The 22,683-nt window shown below is 72.9% G+C and carries 21 protein-coding genes; 5 read left to right on the forward strand and 16 right to left on the reverse strand.

The annotated features are described in order from the left end of the window. Nucleotides 1–18: 18 nt before the first annotated feature. A complete protein-coding gene (locus tag AMIR_RS13050; RefSeq protein ID WP_015801437.1) occupies nucleotides 19–501 on the reverse strand; it encodes a MarR family winged helix-turn-helix transcriptional regulator in 483 nt (160 codons plus the stop codon). A gap of 118 nt (nucleotides 502–619) precedes the next feature. Here AMIR_RS13050 and AMIR_RS13055 point away from each other — a divergent pair, with 118 nt between their 5' ends. After that, nucleotides 620–2,623, forward strand: coding sequence for a hypothetical protein (locus tag AMIR_RS13055; protein WP_041836731.1), 2,004 nt, complete (start codon nucleotides 620–622; stop codon nucleotides 2,621–2,623). Nucleotides 2,624–2,762: 139 nt separating this feature from the next. Here AMIR_RS13055 and AMIR_RS13060 read toward each other — a convergent pair whose 3' ends face one another. Beyond that, on the reverse strand, nucleotides 2,763–3,965 hold the full coding sequence (locus AMIR_RS13060) for a cytochrome P450 (RefSeq protein WP_015801439.1): 1,203 nt from the start codon (nucleotides 3,963–3,965) through the stop codon (nucleotides 2,763–2,765). 110 nt (nucleotides 3,966–4,075) lie between these two features. On the opposite strand from AMIR_RS13060, the gene AMIR_RS13065 reads away from it, so the two are divergent. Next, the gene (locus AMIR_RS13065) at nucleotides 4,076–4,726 is read left to right on the forward strand and encodes a TetR/AcrR family transcriptional regulator (RefSeq protein ID WP_015801440.1); all 651 of its coding nucleotides are present in this window, start codon (nucleotides 4,076–4,078) and stop codon (nucleotides 4,724–4,726) included. Nucleotides 4,727–5,287: 561 nt separating this feature from the next. After that, nucleotides 5,288–6,910, forward strand: coding sequence for an ATP-binding cassette domain-containing protein (locus AMIR_RS13070; RefSeq protein ID WP_015801441.1), 1,623 nt, complete (start codon nucleotides 5,288–5,290; stop codon nucleotides 6,908–6,910). A 63-nt stretch (nucleotides 6,911–6,973) separates the two neighbouring features. On the opposite strand, the gene AMIR_RS13075 is transcribed toward AMIR_RS13070, so the two are convergent. Next, a complete protein-coding gene (locus AMIR_RS13075; RefSeq protein ID WP_049796819.1) occupies nucleotides 6,974–7,327 on the reverse strand; it encodes a GNAT family N-acetyltransferase in 354 nt (117 codons plus the stop codon). 51 nt (nucleotides 7,328–7,378) lie between these two features. After that, the gene (locus AMIR_RS13080) at nucleotides 7,379–8,176 is read right to left on the reverse strand and encodes a TIGR02452 family protein (RefSeq protein ID WP_015801442.1); all 798 of its coding nucleotides are present in this window, start codon (nucleotides 8,174–8,176) and stop codon (nucleotides 7,379–7,381) included. A 107-nt stretch (nucleotides 8,177–8,283) separates the two neighbouring features. Here AMIR_RS13080 and AMIR_RS13085 point away from each other — a divergent pair, with 107 nt between their 5' ends. Continuing rightward, a complete protein-coding gene (locus tag AMIR_RS13085) occupies nucleotides 8,284–8,589 on the forward strand; it encodes an ArsR/SmtB family transcription factor (protein WP_015801443.1) in 306 nt (101 codons plus the stop codon). Beyond that, entirely contained in the window at nucleotides 8,586–8,972 is a 387-nt protein-coding gene (locus tag AMIR_RS13090) for a VOC family protein (protein ID WP_015801444.1), read from the forward strand. Before AMIR_RS13085 ends, AMIR_RS13090 begins: the two co-directional genes overlap by 4 nt. Before the next feature lie 37 nt (nucleotides 8,973–9,009). On the opposite strand, the gene AMIR_RS13095 is transcribed toward AMIR_RS13090, so the two are convergent. From AMIR_RS13095 to AMIR_RS13150, 12 genes are all read right to left on the reverse strand, one after another. Beyond that, nucleotides 9,010–9,972: a nucleoside hydrolase gene (locus tag AMIR_RS13095; RefSeq protein WP_015801445.1), complete on the reverse strand. Its 963-nt coding sequence runs from the start codon at nucleotides 9,970–9,972 to the stop codon at nucleotides 9,010–9,012. 274 nt (nucleotides 9,973–10,246) lie between these two features. Continuing rightward, nucleotides 10,247–12,619 carry an MFS transporter gene (locus AMIR_RS13100; protein WP_015801446.1) on the reverse strand — a complete coding sequence of 791 codons (2,373 nt, stop codon included), beginning with the start codon at nucleotides 12,617–12,619 and terminating at the stop codon, nucleotides 10,247–10,249. Beyond that, nucleotides 12,616–13,941, reverse strand: a complete 1,326-nt coding sequence (locus AMIR_RS13105; protein WP_240439018.1) for an NtaA/DmoA family FMN-dependent monooxygenase — start codon at nucleotides 13,939–13,941, stop codon at nucleotides 12,616–12,618. Before AMIR_RS13105 ends, AMIR_RS13100 begins: the two co-directional genes overlap by 4 nt. A 5-nt stretch (nucleotides 13,942–13,946) precedes the next feature. Continuing rightward, nucleotides 13,947–14,627 carry a cysteine hydrolase family protein gene (locus AMIR_RS13110; RefSeq protein WP_015801448.1) on the reverse strand — a complete coding sequence of 227 codons (681 nt, stop codon included), beginning with the start codon at nucleotides 14,625–14,627 and terminating at the stop codon, nucleotides 13,947–13,949. Then, a complete protein-coding gene (locus AMIR_RS13115) occupies nucleotides 14,627–15,688 on the reverse strand; it encodes an LLM class flavin-dependent oxidoreductase (RefSeq protein ID WP_015801449.1) in 1,062 nt (353 codons plus the stop codon). Before AMIR_RS13115 ends, AMIR_RS13110 begins: the two co-directional genes overlap by 1 nt. A gap of 46 nt (nucleotides 15,689–15,734) precedes the next feature. After that, nucleotides 15,735–16,880, reverse strand: a complete 1,146-nt coding sequence (locus AMIR_RS13120) for an ABC transporter substrate-binding protein (RefSeq protein WP_015801450.1) — start codon at nucleotides 16,878–16,880, stop codon at nucleotides 15,735–15,737. Between the two features lie 170 nt (nucleotides 16,881–17,050). Beyond that, nucleotides 17,051–17,917, reverse strand: a complete 867-nt coding sequence (locus AMIR_RS13125) for an ABC transporter permease (RefSeq protein WP_015801451.1) — start codon at nucleotides 17,915–17,917, stop codon at nucleotides 17,051–17,053. A gap of 14 nt (nucleotides 17,918–17,931) precedes the next feature. Then, nucleotides 17,932–18,759, reverse strand: coding sequence for an ABC transporter ATP-binding protein (locus tag AMIR_RS13130; RefSeq protein WP_015801452.1), 828 nt, complete (start codon nucleotides 18,757–18,759; stop codon nucleotides 17,932–17,934). Between the two features lie 185 nt (nucleotides 18,760–18,944). After that, a complete protein-coding gene (locus tag AMIR_RS13135; protein ID WP_015801453.1) occupies nucleotides 18,945–19,382 on the reverse strand; it encodes a hypothetical protein in 438 nt (145 codons plus the stop codon). Nucleotides 19,383–19,726: 344 nt separating this feature from the next. Continuing rightward, nucleotides 19,727–20,329: a hypothetical protein gene (locus AMIR_RS13140; protein ID WP_015801454.1), complete on the reverse strand. Its 603-nt coding sequence runs from the start codon at nucleotides 20,327–20,329 to the stop codon at nucleotides 19,727–19,729. Then, a complete protein-coding gene (locus AMIR_RS13145; protein WP_015801455.1) occupies nucleotides 20,326–21,915 on the reverse strand; it encodes a sensor histidine kinase in 1,590 nt (529 codons plus the stop codon). The genes AMIR_RS13140 and AMIR_RS13145 overlap by 4 nt, the downstream gene beginning before the upstream one ends. Next, nucleotides 21,912–22,601, reverse strand: coding sequence for a response regulator transcription factor (locus tag AMIR_RS13150; RefSeq protein ID WP_015801456.1), 690 nt, complete (start codon nucleotides 22,599–22,601; stop codon nucleotides 21,912–21,914). The genes AMIR_RS13145 and AMIR_RS13150 overlap by 4 nt, the downstream gene beginning before the upstream one ends. Nucleotides 22,602–22,683 lie beyond the last annotated feature (82 nt).

The raw sequence follows: 22,683 nt of genomic DNA on the forward strand, positions 1-22,683 counted from the left end.
CGGGTTGTGCGGTGGGGTTCAGGAGCCGGGGCAGGGCCCGTCGGGCTCGATGGCCGAGGCCACCCGCCGCCCGATCTCCCGCAGGTGCCGCTGCTGCTCGCCGGAGAGCGGGTCGAACACCAGCCGCCGCACCTCCTCGACGTGACCGGGCGCGGTGTCGACCACCTTGTCCCAGCCGAGGTCGGTGAGCACGGCGAGCGTGTAGCGGCCGTCGTCGGGGTCGGGCTTGCGGACGACCCAGTCCTGCCGCTCCAGGCGCTTGACGACGTGGGAGAGGCGGGAGAGGGAGCCCTCGGTGACGACGGCGAGCTCGCTCATGCGCAGCGAGCGGGTGGGCTGCTCGGAGAGGAAGGCGAGCGCCTGGTACTCGAAGTGGCTGATGCCCGCGTCGCGCTGGAGCTGCGCGTCGAGCGCGGAGGGGAGCCGGATGAGCACGCTGGCGAGCGCGAGCCAGGTCTGCCGCTCTTCGGCGTCGAGCCAGCGGGGGGCTGCGGGGGGCATGGGGTCCAGGTTAACTTGAAGCTTCAAGTCATGCGAGCGGGGAGGGGTGTCCGGCTGGTCACAGGGCTTCCGCTGAAGTGCGGAGGAGGGCGCGGGGATGTCGTTTAGCTTCGGCCGGGTGCCCACGGAACAGCCGGACCACGAGGCCCACGGTGACACGCCCTTCCAGCAGCAGCGGGCTCTGGCCGACCGCTGCTTGACCGCAGCCAGGGCTGTCGAGCCGCCCTTCAACCCCCAATCGGTGCTCGAAGACCTCGCCCACGACCTCGTCTTCGGCAGGGCGACCCCGGTGGCGGTGCTGGAGCAGGCCGCCCGGCGCGAGAACACCGAGGCTGAGGACCCCGAGCGGTGGCTGGACACCGTGATCGCGGTGCTGAACCGAATCGGACTGGTCATCGCGGACCGCGACGGCGTCAACTTCCCCGACCAGGGGATGCTCGCGCACTTCGCGGGCGCCTGCCTCGCCAGGCAGCACCCGAGCCCGGACACCTTGGCCGCGCGTGCGCTGGTCCGCCTGCCCAAGTTCCGGGACGAACGCCGCAGCCCCGCGCTGATCGCCCTGGTCGCCCACTGGCAGCACCTGGGGTGCGACGTCGAGAAGGTGATCCGGCGGCTGGCGCGCCCGTGGGTCCGCAAGCCCGCCACCGGGGCGTTCGTGGAGATGCGCCGCTACGGCGTCCAACTGCCGAAGCAGTTGGTCGACCACGTCGTGAACTACCTGAAGAGGAGCGCGCGCGAGTCCGCGAAGCCCGCAGAGCGGACCGAACGGGTGCTGGAGCTCCACGCCCTGCGGCCGGAGGAGGCGCTGCGCTTCCTGGCGGTCGAGGTGAGGCGTCAGGGGGCCGGGCCGAAGCGAGCCGCCTTCGCGCTGCTGCTCTTCGAGCTCGGGCGCGAAGCCGCTTTCCCCGCGCTCTCCGACTTCATGGTCGACCCGACGCTGCGAGGGCGCCGGGCTGACTTCTGGGGCGAGGCGTGCGTCCACGACCGGGCGCTCGCGCTCGATCTGCTGGACCTGGCCCTCGAAGGGGCTTACGACGGCGCTGTCCGCAACGAGCTGACCGAATTCCTCGCGCTGGACGACCCCGAGCGCGCCGACCGGCTGTACCTGACGACGATGGACGATCCCCACAGCGGTGAGCGGGCCAGGTGTCAGGCTGCGATGAAGGCGCGGCCCCGTCACCACGCCCAGGTCGTCGAAGGGCTTTTCGAGCACCTGGTGAGCTTCCAGCAGCGCGATGTCAGACGAGACGTCATGCGGTTGCTGCTCGAGCACGCCCCCAAGCCGCGGTTGGCCGCAGAGCTGGTGCGGTACCACCAGAACACCGCTCGTCGACCCGAGTTGCGCTTCGACGCGGCGTGCTTCCACCACTCGAAGCTGGGCGGCCCGCCCGAACCGATGATCGCCATCGCTCATGAGAACCGGCTCGACCTCGACGACGCGCTCACCGCCGTCAAGGCGAACCCGAGGGACCGGAGGGTCGCGGAGGTCTGCGACGAGCAGGTCCGCCGGCACAAGCCGGGCGGGCCGACGAACGTGCTCGACGTGATCAAGAAGATCGAGCGGGAGTGCGGTCACCTCAACGCCGTCAACGTCGTCCGCTACTACGCCGAGGTGCTCGGCGACAGCGAGTGGGACTACGACATCCGCAAGAAGGCTTTGGAGATCGCGGAGAGCAGGTTCACCACGGCCGAGGTCGTCAGGTTCTGCCAGGTGCTCTTCGACGACCCGAAGTCCACCCCGCCCGACAAGCTCGGTCACGCCGAAACCGTCCAGAAGCGCGACCGGACCATGGGCGTCGCCCTGTTCCGAGAGTTCCTGCGGATCGACGTGGACGACCGGACCAGGCTCACGGCCGCCGAGAAGGTGGACGACCGGCGGGTCCGCCTCGACCTGTGCGAACTCGTCGCCGCCTCGGCGGTCAAGGCTGGGGAGGCCAAGCTGGGGCGCAGCGCTCTGACCCTCGCCTGGGAAACCGACCAGGACAAGGCGCTGGACCTCGCGGTGCGGGTGCTGCGCGACCTGACGGTCGACCACGAGCCGCTGCTGCGGGACTTCCGGACCAAGGACCGCCAGGAGGTCCTCCGCAGGCTCGCGCCACCCGAAAAGACCAACCCCGCCTAGCCGGCTTGCGTCGCGAGGGCGCCGTGGAGGAAACTTGATCTACTTCGCGGCGAAGGGCGGATTCCCACGGGAAGACCGCTGCGTGCTCCCCGCAGCGACCCGACCCGGTGGGGGCGGTCCACGGGGAGCCGTGCGGGGTTCACCACGTCACGGGTAGGGCGTGCAGGCCGTAGACGTTCGCGTTGTCCTTGAAGCTCAGGGTTTCCGGCCGCACCGCCAGGGCCAGGGTCGGGATTCGCCTCAGCAGCGCGCCGAACACGATCCGCAGCTCCTCGCGCGCCAGGTGCTGGCCCAGGCACTGGTGCGGGCCGAAGCCGAACGCCAGGTGCTTGCCCTGCGGCCTCCGCACGTCCAGCACGTGCGGGTCCGGGAACACCTCCGGGTCGTGGTTCGCGGTCTGCACCGGGCCGATCACGCCCTCGCCCGCGCGCACCAGCCGCCCGCCCACCACCACGTCCGCCTTCGCCAGCCTGGACGTCGCCGTCTCCACCACGCTCAGCAACCGCAGCAGCTCCTCCACCGCCCCCGGCAGCAGCGCCGGGTCCTCGCGCAGCTCGCGCGCCACCTCCGGGCGCTCCAGCAGCGCCAGCGCGCCCAGCGCGATCGTGCTCGCCGTCGTCTCGTGCCCGGCCAGCAACAACAACGTGCCCAGCAGCACCAGGTCGTCGTGGTCCTCGCCGCCCGCCTCGCGCTGCTTCACGATCAACCTGCCCAGCAGGTCGTCCCCCGGAGCCCGCCGCTTCGCCGCCACCAACCCGCTCAGGTACTCCTGGACCTCCGCCCCCGCCCGCGCGCGGTCCGCGTCCGACGTGCCCCGCCGCACCAGGTCCGCCGTCCTGCTCTGGAAGAAGTCGTGGTCCGCGTACGGCACGCCGAGCAGCTCGCACACCACCAGCGACGGCACGGGCAGCGCCAGCGCGGCCACCAGGTCGGCCGGGCGCGGGCCCGCCAGGAGGTCGTCCAGGCAACCCTCCACGATCTCGGTGATGCGCGGGCTCATCGCGCGCACCCGGCGCACGGTGAACTCGCCCAGCACCGCCCGCCGGGACGCGGTGTGCGCGGGCGGGTCCTGGGCGATCAGGGTGGTGCGGCCGTTGCGGGTGGTCAGGCCGCGCTGGCCGGGGACCAGGGTCGGGAACGCCGGGTGCGCGCGGTCCGAGCTGAACCTCGGGTCGGCGAGCACCGCGCGCAGGTCGTGCCAACCGGTGACCAGCCACGCGTCCGCGCCCGCCGGGGTTCGGGCTTTCGGCAGCCTGCCCCGGCTCCGGTAGCCGGCGGGCGGCTCGTACGGGCCGGGCCTCGGCTGGGGGACCGCCAGCGGTTCTTCCGGCGAACGGGTCACGGTGGGCCTCCCGGCGTCCGGGTATTCGGAGGGTTTTCTTCCGCTTGTCGTCCACGCTAGTTCCGGCGCTGCCAGGCGTCGAGGCGGCGACCGGGTGGCAGGATTCCCCCATGAGCGCCGATCCGCCCGTCGACGACCGGCCCCCGCTGCGCGCCGACGCCAGGCGCAACCGCGACCAGATCATCGGCGCCGCCAAGGCGATCTTCGCCGCGCACGACCCGGAGACCGTGCCGATGGAGGAGGTGGCGCGGCGCGCGCGGGTCGGCGTCGGGACGCTCTACCGGCGCTTCCCCGATCGCACCGCGCTGGTGCGGGCCGTGGTGCTGGACAACTTCGCCCGCGCGCTCGCCGAGGCCGACGCGGCGGGCGCCGAGGAGCCGACCGCGTGGGACGCCCTGGTGCGGCTGCTGCGGACCTCGGCGGAGCTGGACCTGAGCGTGCGGCTCGCGGTGCTGTCCCCGCGCACCTGGGCCGCGCTGCGGGCCGACCCGGACGCGCTGGAGCTGCGCGACCGGGTGCTCGCGGCGATCGACGCGCTCGTGCTGGCCGCGCAGGCGGAGGGGGCGCTGCGGGCGGACGTGGGGGCCGGGGACGTGATCCGGCTGTTCTCGCTGCTGCTCCGGCGACCGCTCTGCGAGGACGTGGAACCGGCGCCGTTCGCGTGCGAGCGGACGTTGGCGGTGGCGCTGGACGGGTTGCGGGCGCGGGGCGGCGGGCTGCCGGGGGAGTCGTTGACGACGGCGGACGTCCTGCCGCGGTGAAGGGGCAGTTCCTGCGGCGGGATCGGTCGATCGGGTGACGGTAAAACCGTTGGGGCTGGTTCGCCGGGCGGATTAGGATTGGGGGCATGGTGCGATTGGGGCCCGTGTTCTGGGTGAGGATCCGGCTCCGCTGACGGCGGGGCACGGGGACTGAGGACTTCTTGCTGCCGCCGTACCGGCCATCGCCGGGCGGGGCTCGTACAGCGCTGCCCGGCTCAATCCGAGTCGCGGAGCAGAAACACCATGTCGCACCCACTGGGTGGATCACCCCTGCGCGCATCCGGCGCGGGGAACTGGGATGAGAACGACCGCAGCGACCGCAGCGACGGCTGTGGGGGCGTGAGCGTGCCCGGAAACGGGCAGCAGCGCGAGCGCGGGAACGGAAACGGGCAGCAGCACGGGAACGGGCAGCAGCACGGCGAAGAGCGCAGGCGGGGGAACGGAACCGGCAGCGGGCGCGAGACCGGCAGTGGGCGCGGGAACGGGCGCGGGACCGGCAGCGGGCGTGGGGAGGCTGCGGGGCTTGCGCAGGACGTGGGCGCGCGGCCTGGGTCTGGTGGGGTGCGGGAGAACGGTGCGGAGCTCGAAGGGCTTGCCGGGGTTCCCGTTCTTGCCGGGCAGCGGGCTCATGTGCGGGCTGACGGGGTCAGTGTCGCGCTCGGGGGTCGGCAGGTGCTGCGGGAGCTGTCGGTGACGGTGTCCGCGCGGTCGCGGTTGGCGGTCGTGGGGGAGAACGGGCGTGGCAAGAGCACGTTGTTGCACGTGCTCGCGGGGGTTCTGGCGCCCGACTCCGGGACGGTGCGGCGGGTCGGGGTTGTGGGGCTCGCCCGGCAGGCGCTTGAGGTTCGCGGTGGGGAGAGCGTGGGGACCTTGACCGGGGCCGCGCTTCGGGGGTCGCATCTCGCGCTTCGGGCGTTGGAGCTCGCGGGTGAGGAGTTGGCCTCGGGGGTCGTGGGGGCCGATGAGCGGTACGCGACCGCGTTGGACGTCGCCACCGGGCTCGACGCCTGGGACGCCGAGCGGCGGGTCGACGTCGCGCTGGAGGCGTTGTCCGCCTGCGCCGACCGGGAGCGGCCGTTGGCGACGTTGTCCGTGGGGCAGCGGTACCGGGTCCGGTTGGCCTGCCTGCTGGGGGCGCACCACGACGTGCTGCTGCTGGACGAGCCGACCAACCACCTCGACGCCGACGGGGTGGCGTTCCTGACCGAGCGGCTGCGGGGTCGTGACGGCGGGTTCGCCGTGGTCAGCCACGACCGGGTGTTGTTGCGGGACGTCGCCGAGGAGTTCCTCGACCTGGACCCCAGTCGGGACGGGACGGCTCGGGTCCACGCGGGCGGGTACGCCGGGTGGCGGGACGGGCGGCGGCGGGAGTGGGAGCGGTGGGAGCGGGAGCACGGGGAGCAGGTCGAGGAGCGGCGCAGGCTCTCCGACGCCGTCGACCGGGCTCGGGACCGGCTCAGCACCGGGTGGCGGCCCGACAAGGGGACCGGCAAGCACCAGCGGCAGAGCCGGGCGCCCGGCGTCGTGCGGGCGCTCAACCGGGAGCGGGACGCGTTGGAGGCGCACCGGATCACCGCGCCCGAGCCGCCGCCCTCGCTCCGCTGGCCCGAGCTGGAGGTGCGGCGCGGGGAAGCGCTGCTGCGCGTCGACGGGGTGGCCGTCGAGGGGCGGCTGCGGGGACCGGTCGACCTGGTGCTCGACGGGGGTGACCGGGTGCTGGTCACCGGGGGCAACGGGGCGGGCAAGTCGACGTTGCTCTCCGTGCTCGCAGGGGAGGTCGAGCCCACGTCCGGGGGTGTGCGGCGGCTCCCCGGGACGCGGATCGTGGTGGTGGCGCAGGAGGTTCCCGCGTGGCCCGAGGAGGTCACGGCCGGGGAGCTGCACGCCCGGTTGGGTGACGGGGCGCTGCCGCTGGGCGCGCTGGGGCTGCTCGACGGGCACGTGCTGGGCACGCCGGTCGGGCGGCTCTCGCAGGGGCAGCGGCGGCGGGTGGACCTGGCGCTGCGGCTCGCGACCCGGCCCAACCTGGTCGTGCTCGACGAGCCGACCAACCACCTCTCGGCCGCGCTCGTGGACGAGCTGACCGAGGCGCTGCGGAGCACGCCCGCCGCCGTGGTCGTCGCGACCCACGACCGGGGGATGCTCGCCGACCTGGCCGACTGGCCCCGGCTGCACCTGGGGTGACGGTGCGGGGCCGCCTCACCCGAACGCGGGAGGCGGCCCCGAGCGGCCGGGTGAACGCCCCGATCAGCCGGGCGAGTACGGACGCGTCCAGGTGATCGCCCGGAAGCCGAGCGCGGTGAGGATCGGCTCGGACGTGGGCAGGGCGTCCACGGTGGCCAGGCGGCGACCACGCGACCTCGCCTCGTGCAGCCGGGGCGCCACCACGGCGGTGAACAGGCCGCGCCCCCGGAACGCGGGCTTCGTGCGACCGCCCGCCAACTCGGCGACCGCGCCGCCCGGTCGGTAGTGGACCCGGCCGCGGGACACCGGCTCGCCGTCGACGTAGGCGAGGCGGACGCTCATCCCCTCGGGGTGGTTCAGCAGGTCGGCGGTCACCGGCTCCGGCGCCGGGGAGCGGTCATCAGGGCCGTCGGGCAACGGGAACTCCTCGGGGTGTGCGGCGAGAGCGTGAGGGGGAGCGCGCGCCCGTCAGGACTCGCCGAACCGGGCCGTGAAAGCGGCCCTGGTCGGGGAGTCCCGGCGGCGGTCCAGGATCGCGAAGACCACGTGCTCGAACGCGGGCACCGCCGCCAGCGCCGCCGCGAACGCCTCCGCCACCTCGCCCGGCTCGTTGCGGAACACCCCGCACCCCCACGCGCCCAGCACCAACCGCCGGTGCCCGTGGTGGGCCGCCACGCGCAGCACGCGCTCCGCGCGGCGGAACAGCGCCGGGCGCACGTCCGCGACCCGCTCGGGCTGGTTCGCCAGCACCGCGCCCCGGTTCGGGGCCGCCGCCGTCAGGAACGACGCCCGGTGCGGTCGCGCCAGCAGCCCGCCGTCGTCCGCGCGGAACACCGGGACGCCGGGGGAGTGGATCACCCGGTCGCTGTAGACGAGCTCGGGGTGGGCCCGGTGGTGGTCGTAGAAGGCCGGGACCGACTCCAGGCAGGCGTGCAGCGCCGACGAGCGCGCGATCGCCTCCTCCTGGGCCTGTGCGCCGTTCAGGAACCCGCCACCGGGGTTGCGGGCCGACGCGAACACCAGGCAGGCCACCTCGTCGCCCAGCCGCCGCGCCGCCTCCAGGGTCGACTCGCCGGTCACCTCCACCAGCGCCGCCCCGGCCGGAACCCCCTCGGTCAGCGGCTCGTCCGGCAGGTGCAGCACCGTGCCCGCCACGGCCGCCGCCACCGCCCCGCCGATCTCCACCTCGCGGCCACCGACCGCGTAGGACCCGCGTCCGGTGATCTCCACGGTCTCCTGGGCGACGGCGCGCAACCCGCTCTTCACGGACGCCGATCCTGCCGAGGGCCCCGCCCGGCGGGCAACCGAATTCGCGGCGGACCGGCCACACCCGAACGGGGCACCCCCCTTGATAGGCAAGCATCCACTTGCCTATGCTCTGCCCCGTGGCGCAGGACCTGTTCAAGGCGCTGGCCGACCCGACCCGCAGGCTCGTCCTCGACGAGCTGGTCGAGCGGGACGGCCAGACCCTGTTCGAGCTCTGCACCCGCCTGATCGCCAAGCACGGCCTCGAGCTCTCCCGCCAGGCGATCAGCCAGCACCTCGCCGTGCTGGAGGCCGCCGACCTGGTCCGCACCCGGCGCGAGGGCCGCTACAAGTTCCACCACCTCAACACCGAACCGCTGGAGCACCTGCTCGCCCGCTGGCTCCGGCCCGAACCACCTGGGGATGCACCGTGAGGATCCACCTGTCCAGCGTCTTCGTCGACGACCAGGCCAAGGCCCTGGACTTCTACACCGAGGTGCTCGGCTTCCGGCTCAAGGACGACGTCCCGATGGGCCACTCCCGCTGGCTCACCGTCGTCTCCCCGGACGACCCCGACGGCACCCAGCTGCTCCTCGAACCCTCCGAGCACCCGGCGGTCAAGCCGTACAAGGACGCGCTCGTCGCCGACGGCATCCCGGCCACCTCGTTCGCCGTGGACGACGTGCGCGCCGAGCACACCAGGCTCACCGCCCTCGGCGTCCGGTTCACCCAGGAGCCCACCGACCTCGGGCCCGTGGTCGTCGCCGTCCTCGACGACACCTGCGGCAACCTCATCCAGATCGCCCAGCACGCCTGACGGGCCCCGGCGAGCGCGAACCCCCGCTGGTCCGGCGCTAGTCCGGCCGGGCCAGCGCCTCCAGCAGCCGCTCCAGGAACACCTCCGACTGCACCGTCCGCAGCACCTTCACCGGCCGGGGCGTGTCGTCGATCGTGCTCTCGATGTGCGCCGTCGTGGTGATCCGCCGCCGGTCGGCCACGATCTGCCCCCGCGTGTGCGTGCCGGTCAGCTCCACCCCCAGCGGCAGCTCGCGGTGCGTGGCCAGGCCGGGGTCCAGCGCCACCGCCACGGTCAGCGGGTCGTGCGGGGTGCAGGTGCGCCTGCCGATCACCCGCGTGTAGAACTCCACGTAGTGCGCCAGGATCGCGTTCGCGTACCGCGCCCGCCGCGTCCGCAGCCCCGCCAGCCGGTCCAGCCAGTCCGCGTCCGCCCGCGCCGACTCGGTCACCTCCAGCCCGACCAGCGTCAGGTCGAACCCGGCGTCCAGCACGATCGCCGCCGCCTCCGGGTCGTGCCAGGCGTTGGCCTCCGCGTACGGGGTGATGTTGCCCGGAACCGCCGTCGCCCCCGCCATGGCCGTCACCGACCGCAGCAGCGCGGGCAGCTCCGGCTCCAGCAGCACCGCCAGCGCCAGGTTCGTCAGCGGCCCCAGCGCGATCAGGGTCAGCTCGCCGGGGTTCGCCCTGGCCAGCGCCACCAGCTGCTCGGCCGCCGACACCGGAACCGGCAGCCGCGACGGCGGCGGCCCGGCCCGCCCGCCCAGCCCGTCGAGGCCGTGCACGAACTCCGAGGTGTACAGCGGCTGCGCCAGCGGCCGGCGCGCCCCCACCGCCACCGGGACCCCGCCCAGCCCGGCCAGCTCCAGCACGCGCAGCGCGTTCAGCGCGGCCTGCGGCGCGGGCACGTTCCCGTGCACGCTGCCCACCGCCACCAGCTCGGCCTCGTCCAGGTGCGCGGCCAGGTACAGGATGGCCAGGGCGTCGTCGACGCCGGGATCGGTGTCCAGCACGATGCGCATGACGATCACACACCCAGCGGTCGGGACTGGAGAGCAATCACTGTACGTGGCCGGGGCGTCACCCGCGCCGGTTCGCGGCCACCTCGCCGCGCGAAGGGCGGGCGGCGCGAACGACCGGTCCGCGCGCGGCCCTGCGACCGGCGGAACGAGCGCCCATCCCGCCCCACGCCGAATGAACAGCGGGGCCGGGTGAACAGCGGGGCCGGGTGAACAGCGGGGCGGAACGAGAACGGGGGCGGGTCCGAAGACTCGCCCCCGCCGTCCGATCACCGGATCACCCGGCCACGCGCTCCCGCTCCCGCTCGTCCGCGAGCGTGGTGAACGCCGACCGGTGCCACACCAGTGGCCGCTGCGCCAGGTCCGAGCGCAGCCCCCGCACCCGCAGCACCACGATCTCGTGGTCCCCGGCCGGGTAGGTGTGCTCCACCGCGCACTCCAGCCACAGCGGCGCGCCCTCCAGGAACACCGCGCCCGAGTCCGACACCGCCGTCTCCAACCCGCCGAACCGGTTCTCCCGGTCCTTCGTCGACGCCAACTGCCGCACCTTCCCGGCGTGCCCCTCGCCCAGCACCGACACGCCCAGCAGCGGCGCGGTCGACAGCACCGGCCACGTCGTGGACGACAGCTGCACCGCGAACAGCACCAGCGGCGGCTCCTGCGAGGTGCCCACGCTGAACGAGGACACCACCAGCGACACCGGCTCACCGTCCACCAGCGCGGCGATCGCCGCCACCCCGGACGGGAACGCCGAGAACGCCTGCCGCAGCGCCACCACGTCGTCGGTGTACGGCTCGGTCACCGGACCGCCCGCGCGCTCGGCCACCAGCACGCCCGAGCGCGGCTCCTCGCCGCCCACCCGGTCGTTCCAGCGGTCCGCCGCGCTCGCCGGGGCCGAGGAGGCCACCGACCCGGCGGGCCCGGACGAGGAGAAGTGCGCCCGCCCCACGACCTCGTCCCGCCGCATCTGCTCCACCAGCGCCTCCACCGAGGAGAACCCGACCTGACCCCGGATCCACGACTCCAGCTCGACCTCGGCGCGCCGGTCGTACAGGTCGCCGTCGAAGTCCAGCACGTGCGCCTCGACCGTGCGGGCCGACCCGTCGAACGTCTCGTTCGACCCGATCGACACCAGCGCGGGCAGCACCACCGGCGCGTCCGGCCCGTCCAGCAGGGTGAACCGCCCGGCGTACACGCCGTCCTCGGGCACCCGGGTCGACGCGTCGAAGTCCAGGTTCGCCGTGGGGAAGCCCAAGTCCTTGCCGCGCCCGGCGCCGTGCACCACGACCCCGGACACCCGTCCCAGCGGTTCCACCGCATTCCTCCCGAGCAGAGCAGAAGCCAGCACGCACACCAGCGCGGCCACGCCCAGCGCGGCCAGCGCCGCGCCCTGGGACGTCACCGCCAGCAGCGCGGCGGTCACCGCGCTGCCCACCACCGCACCGACCTGCTTGATCGCGTTGAACGCGCCCGAGGCCGCGCCCATCAACCGGTCCGGAGCCGAGTTCAGCGCCGCCACCGACATCGGGGCCCACACGAACGCGTTGGCCAGGCCGAACACCGTCAGCGCCGCCGCGAACACCCAGATCGGCGCCGACGCCGCCACCAGCACCGCCGCCAGCAGCACCGACACCGCCAGCGAGATCGAGCCGATCAGCGCCGTGAACCGGGGCCCGCGCGCCGACACCGACCGGCCCGCGAACGGGGCCGTCGCCGCGCACACCACGCCCATCGGGATCAGCACCAGCGCCGCCGACATCGAGTCCAGCCCGCGCGCGCCCTGCAGGTGCAGCATCACCGGGATCATCGCCGCGCCGACCGTGAACGAGGACATCGCCGCGCCCACCGACGCCATCACGAACCCCCGGTCGCGGAACAGCGGCACCGGCACCAGCGCCCGGTCCGGCTCGCCGCGCTGCGCGAACACCACGCAGCCCACCAGCACCAGGCCGACCAGCACCGCGGCCCAGCCGGGCACCCACGGCGGAAGCACCCCGCCGTGGATGCCGGCCACCACGCCGAACACCCCGAGCCCGCTGACCAGCACGCCGGTCACCGGGATCGTCGTGCGCAGCGGCTCCGCGCGCGGCAGCCACACCCAGGCGGCGGCCAGCGCGAGAAGTCCGATCGGCACGTTGACCAGGAAGATCGACTCCCAGCCCCACGTGCCCACGAGCACCCCGCCCAGCAGCGGGCCGCTCACCGAGGCCACCCCGCCGACCGAGGCCCACACGCCCATCGCCACGCCCAGCGCGGGGAACGCGAACAGCCTGCGGATGATCGTCATGCTCTGCGGCGTCATCAGCGCCGCGCCGAGGCCCTGCACGACCCGCCACGCCACCAGCGCCAGCGGATCGGACACCAGGCCGCACGCCAGCGACGCCAGGATGAACAGCACCAGGCCCGCCAGGTACACCGCGCGGGCCCCGTACCGGTCGCCCAGCCTGCCCGCCACCAGCAGCGGCACCGCGTACGCGAACAGGTAGGAGCTGTTGACCCAGATCGCCGTGCCCTCGTCGGCGCCCAGGTCCGCCATCAGCGCGGGCAGCGCGACGGAGATGATCGTGCTGTCCACCAGGAGCAGGAAGAAGCCGAGGCAGAGACTGGCCAGGGCCAGCCAGTCCCCGCCCCGAGGAGTCGACGTGCTCACGCCGACAGGTTCTCGCGCAGCGTGCGACCCGAGCGGGGCGCGCCCAGCGCGCCCCTGCGGCGCAGCTCCGGCACCAGCAGCTCGGCGATGTCGTCGAAGCCCGACGGCATCCCGGTCGGGCTCGACAGCATGTAGCCGCCGCGCGAGCCGGTCGCCGCGAAGTTCTCCTGCAGCGCGTCCGCGATCGTCGCCGCGTCGCCCACGACCGTGTGGTCGATGCCGGTGGCGCTGCGCCACCCGTGCTCGAAGAACTCGGCGCGGGAGAGCACGTGCTCGTCGCCCAGCTCGGCCGCCAGCGACGACACCAGGCCCGCCTGGCTCGCCTGCGCGGCGTGGATCCGGTCGCGCAGCTCGCCGATCGCGAACTTCTCCGGCAGCGTCGAGTAGTCGTAGCCGGTGTTGTGCGACAGGTACGCGCCCACCGCCTCGTGGTCCCAGAACGCCAGGACCTCGTCACGCCGGGCGCGCGCCTCGGCGTTCGTGCGGCCCACGATGACCTGGTTGGCCCACAGGATCCCGACCTTCGCGGGGTCCCTGCCCTCGGCGACCAGCGCCTCGTCGAGGAGCGTGCGGTGCCGCAGCTGGCCCTTGAGGTTCGCGCCGAAGCCGAACACGACCTCGGCGAACTTCGCCGACGCCGCGATGCCGCGCGGCGAGTTACCCGCCTGCACCAGCACCGGGGAGATCTGCGGGCTGGGCACCGCCGACAGCGGGCCCTTCACCGTGAAGAACTTCCCCCGGTGGTTGATCGGGGACACCTTCGACGGGTCGGCGAACCGGCCCGTCGCCCGGTCGCGGACGATCGCGTCGGGCGCCACCGAGGCCCACAGGGCCTGGCACACCTCGACGAACTCCTCCATCCGCTCGTACCGGACGTCGTGGTCGAGCAGCTTGTCGTAGCCGTAGTTCGCCGCGTCCGCGCCCCGCGTGGAGGCGACCACGTTGAACGCGACCCGCCCGTTCGTGACGTGGTCCAGCGAGTTCAGCAGCCGCGCCACGTAGAACGGGTGCATGAACGTCGACGAGTAGGTCAGGCCGAACCCGATCGACGAGGTCACCGTGGACATCGCCGCGATCACCGGCGACATGTCCTGGCGCGGCCACTGGATGCCCCACTCCACGGCGGGCTCGATCGAGCCCCGCCAGGTGTCCGGGATGCCGCTGCCGTCGCCGAAGAACAGCATGTCCACGCCGACCCGCTCCGCGGTCTGCGCGAGCTCCATGAACATCCGCACGTCCGGGAAGTCCCGGCCCTCCCACGAGCCGGGGCGCGCCCAGCGCCCCTCCGTGTGCGTGAAGGACAGGTCGAACGCGATGCGCATACCGCTCACCGAAGTGCTCCCGTCAGTCGTGCGGCGCCCCAGGACGCCCACGTCCGTTGCAGATCGGCGGAGCTGGCGAGCACGGCCGAGGTCAGTTCGAGCTGGTTCAGCGCGGCGCGCTGAACGTCGAGGTCGTACGCGGCCACCGCGTCGGTGGCCACCACGACCGGATATCCGTGCTGGAAGGCGTCCACCGCGGTGGCGGCCACGCAGCACTCCGTGGTCAGTCCCGCGACGGTCACCCAGTCGATCCCCTGCTCGTGCAGCAGGTCGGCGAGCCCGGTGCCGTGGAAGCCGCTGTAGCCGCGCTTGGCGACCCTGGCCTCCCCGGCGCCGGGCTCGACGCCGTACCAGCGCGCGCCCTCCGTCCCGGCCACGCACGGCTCGTCCGGCCCGTATGGGGTGTCCGGGTCGCCGGTGCGCAGCCAGGCGCTGGCCCGCCAGGGGCGGGCCGGGTCGCTGGCGAGCTCGATCCAGATGACCGGGACGCCCGCGGCGCGGGCGAGCCCGACCAACCGGTCGGTGCCCGCCACGGCGCTCGCCACCAGCTCCAGCGCCTCGGGGGGAGTCCCCCACGAGGCGAGGAGCTCCGGGTCGGCGAAGGAGTTCTGCACGTCCACCACGAGCAGCGCCGGACGCCTCTCCGGCGCCGTCAGGTGGACGAGCATCTCCTCGCGGGTGGGCATCAGCCCGCCGCCCCGTCGAGCTCGCGCAGCCGGGGCAGCACGGTCTCGCCGAACAGGACCATGTCCTGGTCGTACTCGGGGAAGATGAGCATCAGCCCGTCCAGCTCGGCCTCGCCCACGATGTGCCGGATGTGCTCCAGCACGGTGTTGGCGTCGCCGCTCACGTACGGGGTCTGGAAGGCCTGCTCGCCCTTCGCGTCCTCGGCCCAGGAGCGGGCCTGCTGCTCCGGGATGCCCCACGCGATCCGCATCGACGTGAGCGCCTCCCGGTCCAGGCCCGCGCCCCAGGCGCGCACCTTCTCGGCCGCGGCCTCGTCGGTCTCGTCCTGCACCACGGTCAGCATGGAGAAGGTCTTCACCTCGCGCCCCAAGGACTTCGCCCTGGCGTGCACGTCGCGGGAGTACTCCCGCATCTCCTCCAGCGTGTCCGAGGCCAGGAACGCGCCGTCCGCGTACTGCGCCTGGAACTCGCGGGCCGACGCCGAGCGGCCCGCGCTGATGATCGTCGGCTTGGTCTCCGGGTGCGGCCGGGACTCGGCCTCGTCCAAGGTGAAGAAGTCGCTCTCGAACGAGACCGAGTGCTCGGTCCACAGCCGGTTGACGGCCTCGGTCCACTCGCGCGTCATGCGGTACCGCTCGGCGTGGCTCAGCTCGGCGTCCCACAGGCCGAACTGCGTGAACTCACCCGCGTAGGAGCCGTTGACGATGTTCATGCCCGCGCGCCCGCCGGAGATCTGCTGCAGCGTCGTGTACATCTTCGCCGCGATCGCCGGGTGGTGGACGTTGGCGTGCATGGTCGCCCACACCTGCACCCGGCTCGTGGCCTCGGCGAGCGCGGACATCATCGTCATCGACTCGAGGCTCTCGCCCCAGTGGTCGGTCGTGCCCCCGAAGCCCCGCCACTTCGCCATCGACATGATGAAGTCCAGGCCGATGTTCTCCGCGTGCAGTGCCGCCCGCTTGTTGTACTCGTAGGTGGCCTGCGGGTGGGGAGCCGTCGTGGACAGCATCCACCCGCCACTGCCGATGGGAAGGAAGATTCCGTAGTCCTTGCGCGACATAGCGGGGCTTCGCCTTTCAGGTTGAGCGGTGGTGCCTAGGCACGCGTCAGGGCGCGGGCCAGATGAGCTGGTCGGCGTCGTACAGGCCCTCGACGACGCTGGTGTCGAAGTAGGTCTTCGCGGTCTCCTCGGTCACCGAACCCGGCATGGCGTTCGCCTCCTTGAGGAAGGTCACCAGCGACGAGATGTGGCCCAGGTCGAGCGCGCCCAGCGCGACCGTCTTGGTCCGGGTGGCCTCGATCTCCGCCACCTCGGTCTTCCAGATCTTCTCCTGGTGCTTCGGGTCGTACGCGTCGCTCGCGCCACCCGCCGCCTCGGTGGCGTAGCCGACGCACTCGGAGACCTTGGCGTCATCGGCGCAGTACTCGTACGCGTGGAAGCCCGCGCGCATGAAGTCCTGGGCCGCGGTCGGGTGCTTCGTCACGAAGTCCGGGTTCGCGGCCATGCCGCCGATGGAGCTGGGGATCCCGAAGGTGAACGGCCGCCAGACCGTCACCTCCTTGTTCTGGGCCGCGAGCTGGTTCGGCTCGTTGGAGATGAAGCCGGTCAGCGCCTGGACCTCGCCGCGCGGCAGGACCGTCGCGTCGTAGCCGACCTTGACCTGCTGGACGGCGTCGTACTTGACCCCGGCCTTCTTCAGCATCGCCTCGACGCTGGTGGGCACCTTGCCCTTGTGGCCGAGGATCTTGCCCTCGAGCTGGGTCAGGTTGTTGACGTCCTTGTTGGTCATCAGGACGTCCAGGCCCGACGACGAGTACGCGCTGATGCCGACGATCTTCGAGCCCTCGCCCTCGACGCGCGCGCCGATGATCTCCTGCAGGGAGATCGGGGTGACCTGGACCTGACCGGCGGCCACCATGCGGGCGTTGCCCATGCTGTCGCCGGTGCCCGGCTGGATCTCGACGTCCAGGCACAGCGCCTTGAAGTAGCCGAGCTTGTCGGCGGCGATGTACTCCAGGATCGAGGCGGACGCCTGGTACTGGTAGCCCGTCAGGTAGACGATCTTCCCGGCGTCCTTGTTCTTCTGGCAGCGCTCGTCGGAGATCTGGCTGCCCTCCGCGACGTTCGCGGCAGGCGCGTTCTCGTTGCCGCTGGACGAGCTGTCGCTGCCGGCGAAGCAGCCGCTCGCCGCCAGCGCCACGCCCATGGCCGTGGTCAGTGCCAGGCCTGCGCGGGCAAGGGGGTGCCTCATAAGGGGTGCTCCTCGTGAAGGTGACATGCGGAACCCACACCGGTGTGTGACCGGTGCTGGGGTGCAGCAGGTGTTTCCTTGCGAACCCGCCCTCGGGGTGGGCGGGGGTCTGGGACGGCCTCCGGGGTGGGAGGCCGGGGCCCGCCTGCTCGGCGGGCCTCAGCTCGGGACTACTTGGCGCCCTGCTTGGTGGACTCGTGCCAGTGCAGGACCTTGCGCTCGACGGTGGTCACCACGAGCAGCAGCAGCGAGCCCATGACCGCCAGGATCGTGATCGAGGCGAAGACCATGTCGAGCCGGTTCATCGACGACGAGATGCTGATGATCGTGCCGAGGCCCAGCGAGGCCCCTGGCGCGGACATCTCGGCCACCACGGCGCCGACGATCGACAGCGGGAACGCGATGCGCAGCCCGGCGAAGATGTACGGCAGCGCGTTGGGGATGCGGATGCGCCAGAGCATCTCCCACCGGGAGGCCCGGACGGTCTGGTACACCTGGAGCACCGCGGGCGGCACGGACCGCAGGCCCGTCGAGATGTTGATCAGCAGGGTGAAGAAGCAGATCAGCGCCGTCACGATCAGCTTGGGCTCGGGACCGAAGCCGAAGGCCACCACCAGCACGGGGGCGATCGCGACCAGCGGGGTCACGTTCAGCACCACCGCGATCGGCATGACCGCCCTGCGGGCGACGCCCCACTCGCTGGTCAGCACCGCGAGCACGAACGCGGCGGTGAAGCCGATCAGCAGGCCGACCATGGCCTCCTGCAGCGTCCACCACGCGTTGTCGAAGAACTTCGCGGGGTCCTTCGTGAGCGCCGCGCCCACCTTGTTGAGGTGGGGGAGCAGGTACGGCATGGTCTCCGCCGTCCGCTCCCACACGAAGCCCAGCACCACGAGCATCACGGCCAGCGGGGACCACACCTTGGGGTGCAGCGCGGCCTTGAGCTTGGACTGCCCCGGCTTGCGGGACGACTTGCCGGTCTTGCCCACGCCCGCGAGGTCGACGCGCACGGTGGGCTTGTCCTCGATCGAGGTCATGTCGGATTCCGTCCTCACGCCGCGTGCATTCCCCAGCCGGCGCGGAGCTTGTCCCGCACCAGGTCCTCCAGGTCGTGGAACTCCCGAGACTTCATCAGCTCGGTGTCCCTCGGCCGGGGCAGGTCGATCGGCACGATGTCGGTGATGCGGCCCGGCCGGGCCGCCATGACCACCACGGTGTCCGACAGGCGGACGGCCTCTCCCACGGAGTGGGTCACGAAGACCACCGTGGTCTTGAGCCCCTCCCACATGTCGAGCAGCTGGCCCTGCAGGCTCTCGCGGGTGAACTCGTCCAGCGCGGAGAACGGCTCGTCCATCAGCAGCACGTCCGGGCGCAGGCCGAAGGCGCGCACGATCGCGGCCCGCTGCTGCATCCCGCCGGACAGCTCCGAGGGCAGCTTGTGCGTGGCGTCGCCCAGGCCGGCCTTGCGCAGCAGGTCCATCATGTCGGGCTTGGCCACGTCGACGTCCCGGTGCGCCGCCTGGGCGATCTTCTTCCGCCGTTTGGCCGCGCCCCGGTTCACCTTTTGGGGTAGAGTGACGTTGCTGAGCACGGAAAGCCACGGCAGCAGTGCGGGCGCCTGCGGGACAAGACCGATCATCTTGGCCGCGCACGCCTGCTCCGCGCTGACGCCGTAGACGCTGACGTCGCCGTCGTCGGGGGTCTCCAGACCCGCGATGAGGCGGAGCATCGTCGACTTCCCGCACCCGCTCGGCCCGATGACGCTGACGAAACTGCCGGAGGGAATGGACAGGTCAACCCCGTTGAGGGCGACCATCTTCGCCGCCCCGCTCCCGTACTCGCGGTGAACGCCGCGAACCTCGATCGCCGAGCCGGTCACTGCGCTGCCCCCTGCTTCACGAAGCCCGCGGGGTAGACAGAAGGCATGGTGCTCTCCTGATGAGTCGTCCCGTGCTGGACTCCGGAGAGCGTGCGGCGCGAGGGGGTCTGCGCTGCGGAATTCCGAATCCCGATCATTGTACCGTGCCGTTGTCGTCCGGTAGCCACCATGGTGTTGCCGTTCTGTTACGGCGTGGCCGGCGCCGCGACCAGCGGCACCAGTTCGCCTGAGTCCTGGTAGAGCAGAACCTCGACCCGGCTGTCGCGGGCAGCCGCGGCCACCCAGCCGGAGAACGCCTGCGCGACGGTGCTGCTCACGCACAAGACCGCGTGACCGCCCGGCAGGAGCGCCTCGCGCAACCAGATGAGCTTGAACATGTCCGCCATCACCTTGTTGCGGTGGTGGGACTTGTAGTTGCCCTGGTTCGCGACCAGCTGCACCAGGATGGTGCCGCTCGGATCGACTCCTTCGACCTCGACCCGGCTGTCGTCGGGCAGCGTGAACGTCCGGGGTCGCAGGTGCGCCGCGTACCGGGCGCCGAGCAGCTCCAGCATCCGCCGCTCGGTCGACTCCGGCCCGAACCGGTGCCACGACCTCTCGTTGTCCTCGCCGTCTGAGATCACGGCGTGGAGCTTAACCCTGCCTGATACCCCCGTATTGAGGCCGTCACACTTAGCGATGTTAAGCCCGTGTGTGAACTCTGGGTGGATGGTCGCTGAGCTGCGACGTTCCGAAATCGACCGAACGAGTGAAACTAAATCTTCACCTCAGCAATGACCCACTCGTGATCAACAAGTCGCGCTGCGTCCACCATGTGGACGTTCTTCCCACGCCGAACGGGGGCTTCCGGGGGCATCCCCAGGGGGGTTAGGGGATGCCCCGGGAAGTGTGGGCTGAATGACACCGCCCCCGGTTCCACTCGGAAGTCCGAGGGCGCCGGGGGCGGTGGGTTCTGGTGCGGGTCGCGTCAGTTGTCGCCGTCGCCGCCGCTGTTGTTCTCGCCGTTGTTCCGACCGTTGTCCTGGTTCTGCCCGGAGTTGTTCCGGTCGTTGTCCCGGCCTCCGCGACCTTCGCCGTCGCCGCCCCGACCCTCGCCCCGGTGCGCGTTCCCCCGGCGGTCGCCACCTCGGTCTTCCCGATTTCCGGGACCACCGCGCCTGCCTTCCGCACGGCCTTCCCCGCCCTTGTGGCCGTGCTTTCCCTGGACGTCGCCGTTCGCGGAACCGGAGTGCGCGGGGCGGTCGCCGCCGCCCCGGCCGCCGTGCAGCGCCAGCGCCGTCCCACCCGCGCCCAGCACCAGGCCCAGTGCCAGAACCGCCGCCAGGCCCGTCGCCCGGTGCCGCGCGACGGTGCGCGCGCGGGTGCGGAAGCGGCCTCGGGCGCGGGGTTCGCCGTCGCTCGTGGGGGTGCTCTGAGCTGCGGAAACCGACTCGGTGGGGGCGTCGGGCCCCGGCGCGCCCGCTGCGGTCGGCAGCTCCTGGGTGGGCTGCTCCTGGGTCGGCTGGTCGGGGCGCTGCTCCGGCTGTCCCGGCGTCGGCTGCTCCGGGGTCGGCTGCTCGGGAGTCGTCATCGTGGTTCGCTTTCCTGCCGCTGTGCTGGACCGGGCTGATCGGGGGTGGGCAGGCCACCCGGATCGCGGGAAACCCCTGCTCCGGTGGCCGTAGTGCCCCAAGGTGCCTGGTCTTCGTGAGAGGACGGTGAGAGAACGCCGGTGTTCGGGTGAGAAAGCAGCGGCAGGGTCAGCCGCAGCAGCGCCCCGCCCTCCGGGGAACGCCCCGCCCACACCGCGCCCCCGTGCGCGGCGGCGGCCCGCGCCACGATCGCCAGCCCCAGGCCCGAACCGGGCAGCGCCCGCGCCGCCGAGGCCCGGTAGAAGCGCTCGAACACGTGCGGCAGGTCCTCGTCCGCGATGCCGGGACCGGCGTCGGACACCTCGACGACCGCGTCCTCCCCGGCCTGCGACGACACCCGCACCACCCCGCCCGGCGGGCTCCACTTCACCGCGTTGTCCAGCAGGTTCAGCACCGCGCGCTCCAGCGAGGCGGCGTCGCCGAGCACCGGGACCGGGGCCAGGTCGGCCTCCACCGCCACGTGCTGCGCGCGCGCCCGCGCCCTGGCGACGGCGGCGGCGACCACGTCCGACAGCTCCACGGGCTCGAACCGCTCCGGCTCGCGGTCCTGCTTGGCCAGCTCGACCAGCTCCGCGACCAGCGCGGTCAGCTCGACGGACTGGGCCTCCAGGTCCGCGAGCAGCCGCCTGCGGTCGGCCTCGGGCAGCGCGCGGCCGGAGTTCTCGGCGTGCAGCAGCAGCTCCACGTTGGCGCGCAGGCTGGTCAGCGGGGTGCGCAGCTCGTGGCCCGCGTCCTCGACCAGCCTGCGCTGCGCCGAGCGGGACTCGGCCAGCGCGGACAGCATCGCGTTGAACGCCTCGGCGAGCCTGGCCAGCTCGCCGCGCCCGGCCACCGGCATCCGCGCGGTCAGGTCCTGGGTGCGGGCGACCCGCTCGGCGCCCGCCGTCAGCGCGTCCACCGGGCGCAGCGCCGTCCGCGCGACCGAGCGGCCCAGCACGGCCGCGACCAGCACGCCGACCAGGCCGACCGCGCCGTGCAGCAGGCCGAGGACGCGCAGCGTGGCCTCGATGCCCTCGGCGTCCCGCGCGACCTGCACCAGGCCGCCGTCGTGGGCGACCGTCCACACCCGGTACCGGTCGCGGCCGATCTCGGTCTCCTCCACCTGGGAGCGGCTGCCCTCGGCCAGGCCGCGCGCCTCCTGGGTGACCGGGAACCGGGGGCCGCCCGCCGAGGTGGCCTCGCCCGAGCCGGAGACGAACTGGACGACCAGGTCGGAGCGCCTGCCGCCCGGTCCGCCGGGACCCCGGCGCTGCGGGGTGTCCGAGCGCAGCACGCTCAGCGCGTCCTGGGCGGAGGCGGAGCGGGCGGCCAGCTCGGCGGAGGCGCGGAGCTGGTCGTCGAACTGCTGGTTGAGCCGGACCCGCACCAGGAACCAGGACGCGCCCGCCACGCCGACCACGACCAGCGCCGCGGCGGCGGCGGCGAGCAGGGCGAACCGGGAGCGCAGGGACAGGCGGTCCACCAGGCGGGACGGGCGGGGGACGTCGTCGGGGTTCGGGGCCGGGGCCGGGTCCCGGCCGGTCACAGCGGGTCCTCGCGGAGCACGTAGCCCACGCCGCGCACGGTGTGGATCAGGCGCGGCTCGCCGTCCTGCTCCAGCTTGCGGCGCAGGTAGCCGACGTACACGTCGAGGCCGTTGGAGCCCGCGCCGAAGTCGTGGCCCCACACGGTGCGGAACATCGCCTCCCTGGACAGCACCAGCCTCGGGTTGCGCAGGAACGTCTCCAGGATCGAGAACTCGGTCCTGGTCAGGGCCACCTGCCGGTCTCCCCGCCGCACCTCGCGGGTGCCCGCGTCGAGCAGCAGGTCGGCGAAGCGCAGCGCCTCCGAGCGGGCCGCGGTGCCCGCGTAGCCGCCGCGCCGCACCAGCGCGCGCACCCTGGCCAGCAGCTCCTGGAGCGCGAACGGCTTGGCGAGGTAGTCGTCGGCGCCCGCGTCCAGGCCCGCGACCCGGTCGGAGACCTCCGCGCGGGCGGTCAGCATGAGCACCGGGGTGGTGTCGCCGGAGGCGCGCAGCGCGCGGCACGCGTCGAGTCCGCCGAGCACCGGCATGGTCACGTCGAGTATCACCCCGTCGGGGCGCAGGGAGCGCACGAGGTCGAGCGCCTGGGCCCCGTCGTGCGCGGTCGTGACCTCGTAGCCCTCGAAACGCAGCGTGCGCGTCACGGCCTCGGCGACCGCGACCTCGTCGTCCACGACCAGGATGTGCACGGGGGACAACCTACCGATTTTCCCGCGCGCTCACCCGATTCCGCTTTTCGGGTTTTCCGGTGACTCCTCCGGGTGATCACGT

The organism is Actinosynnema mirum DSM 43827, assembly GCF_000023245.1.
GTDB lineage: Bacteria > Actinomycetota > Actinomycetes > Mycobacteriales > Pseudonocardiaceae > Actinosynnema > Actinosynnema mirum.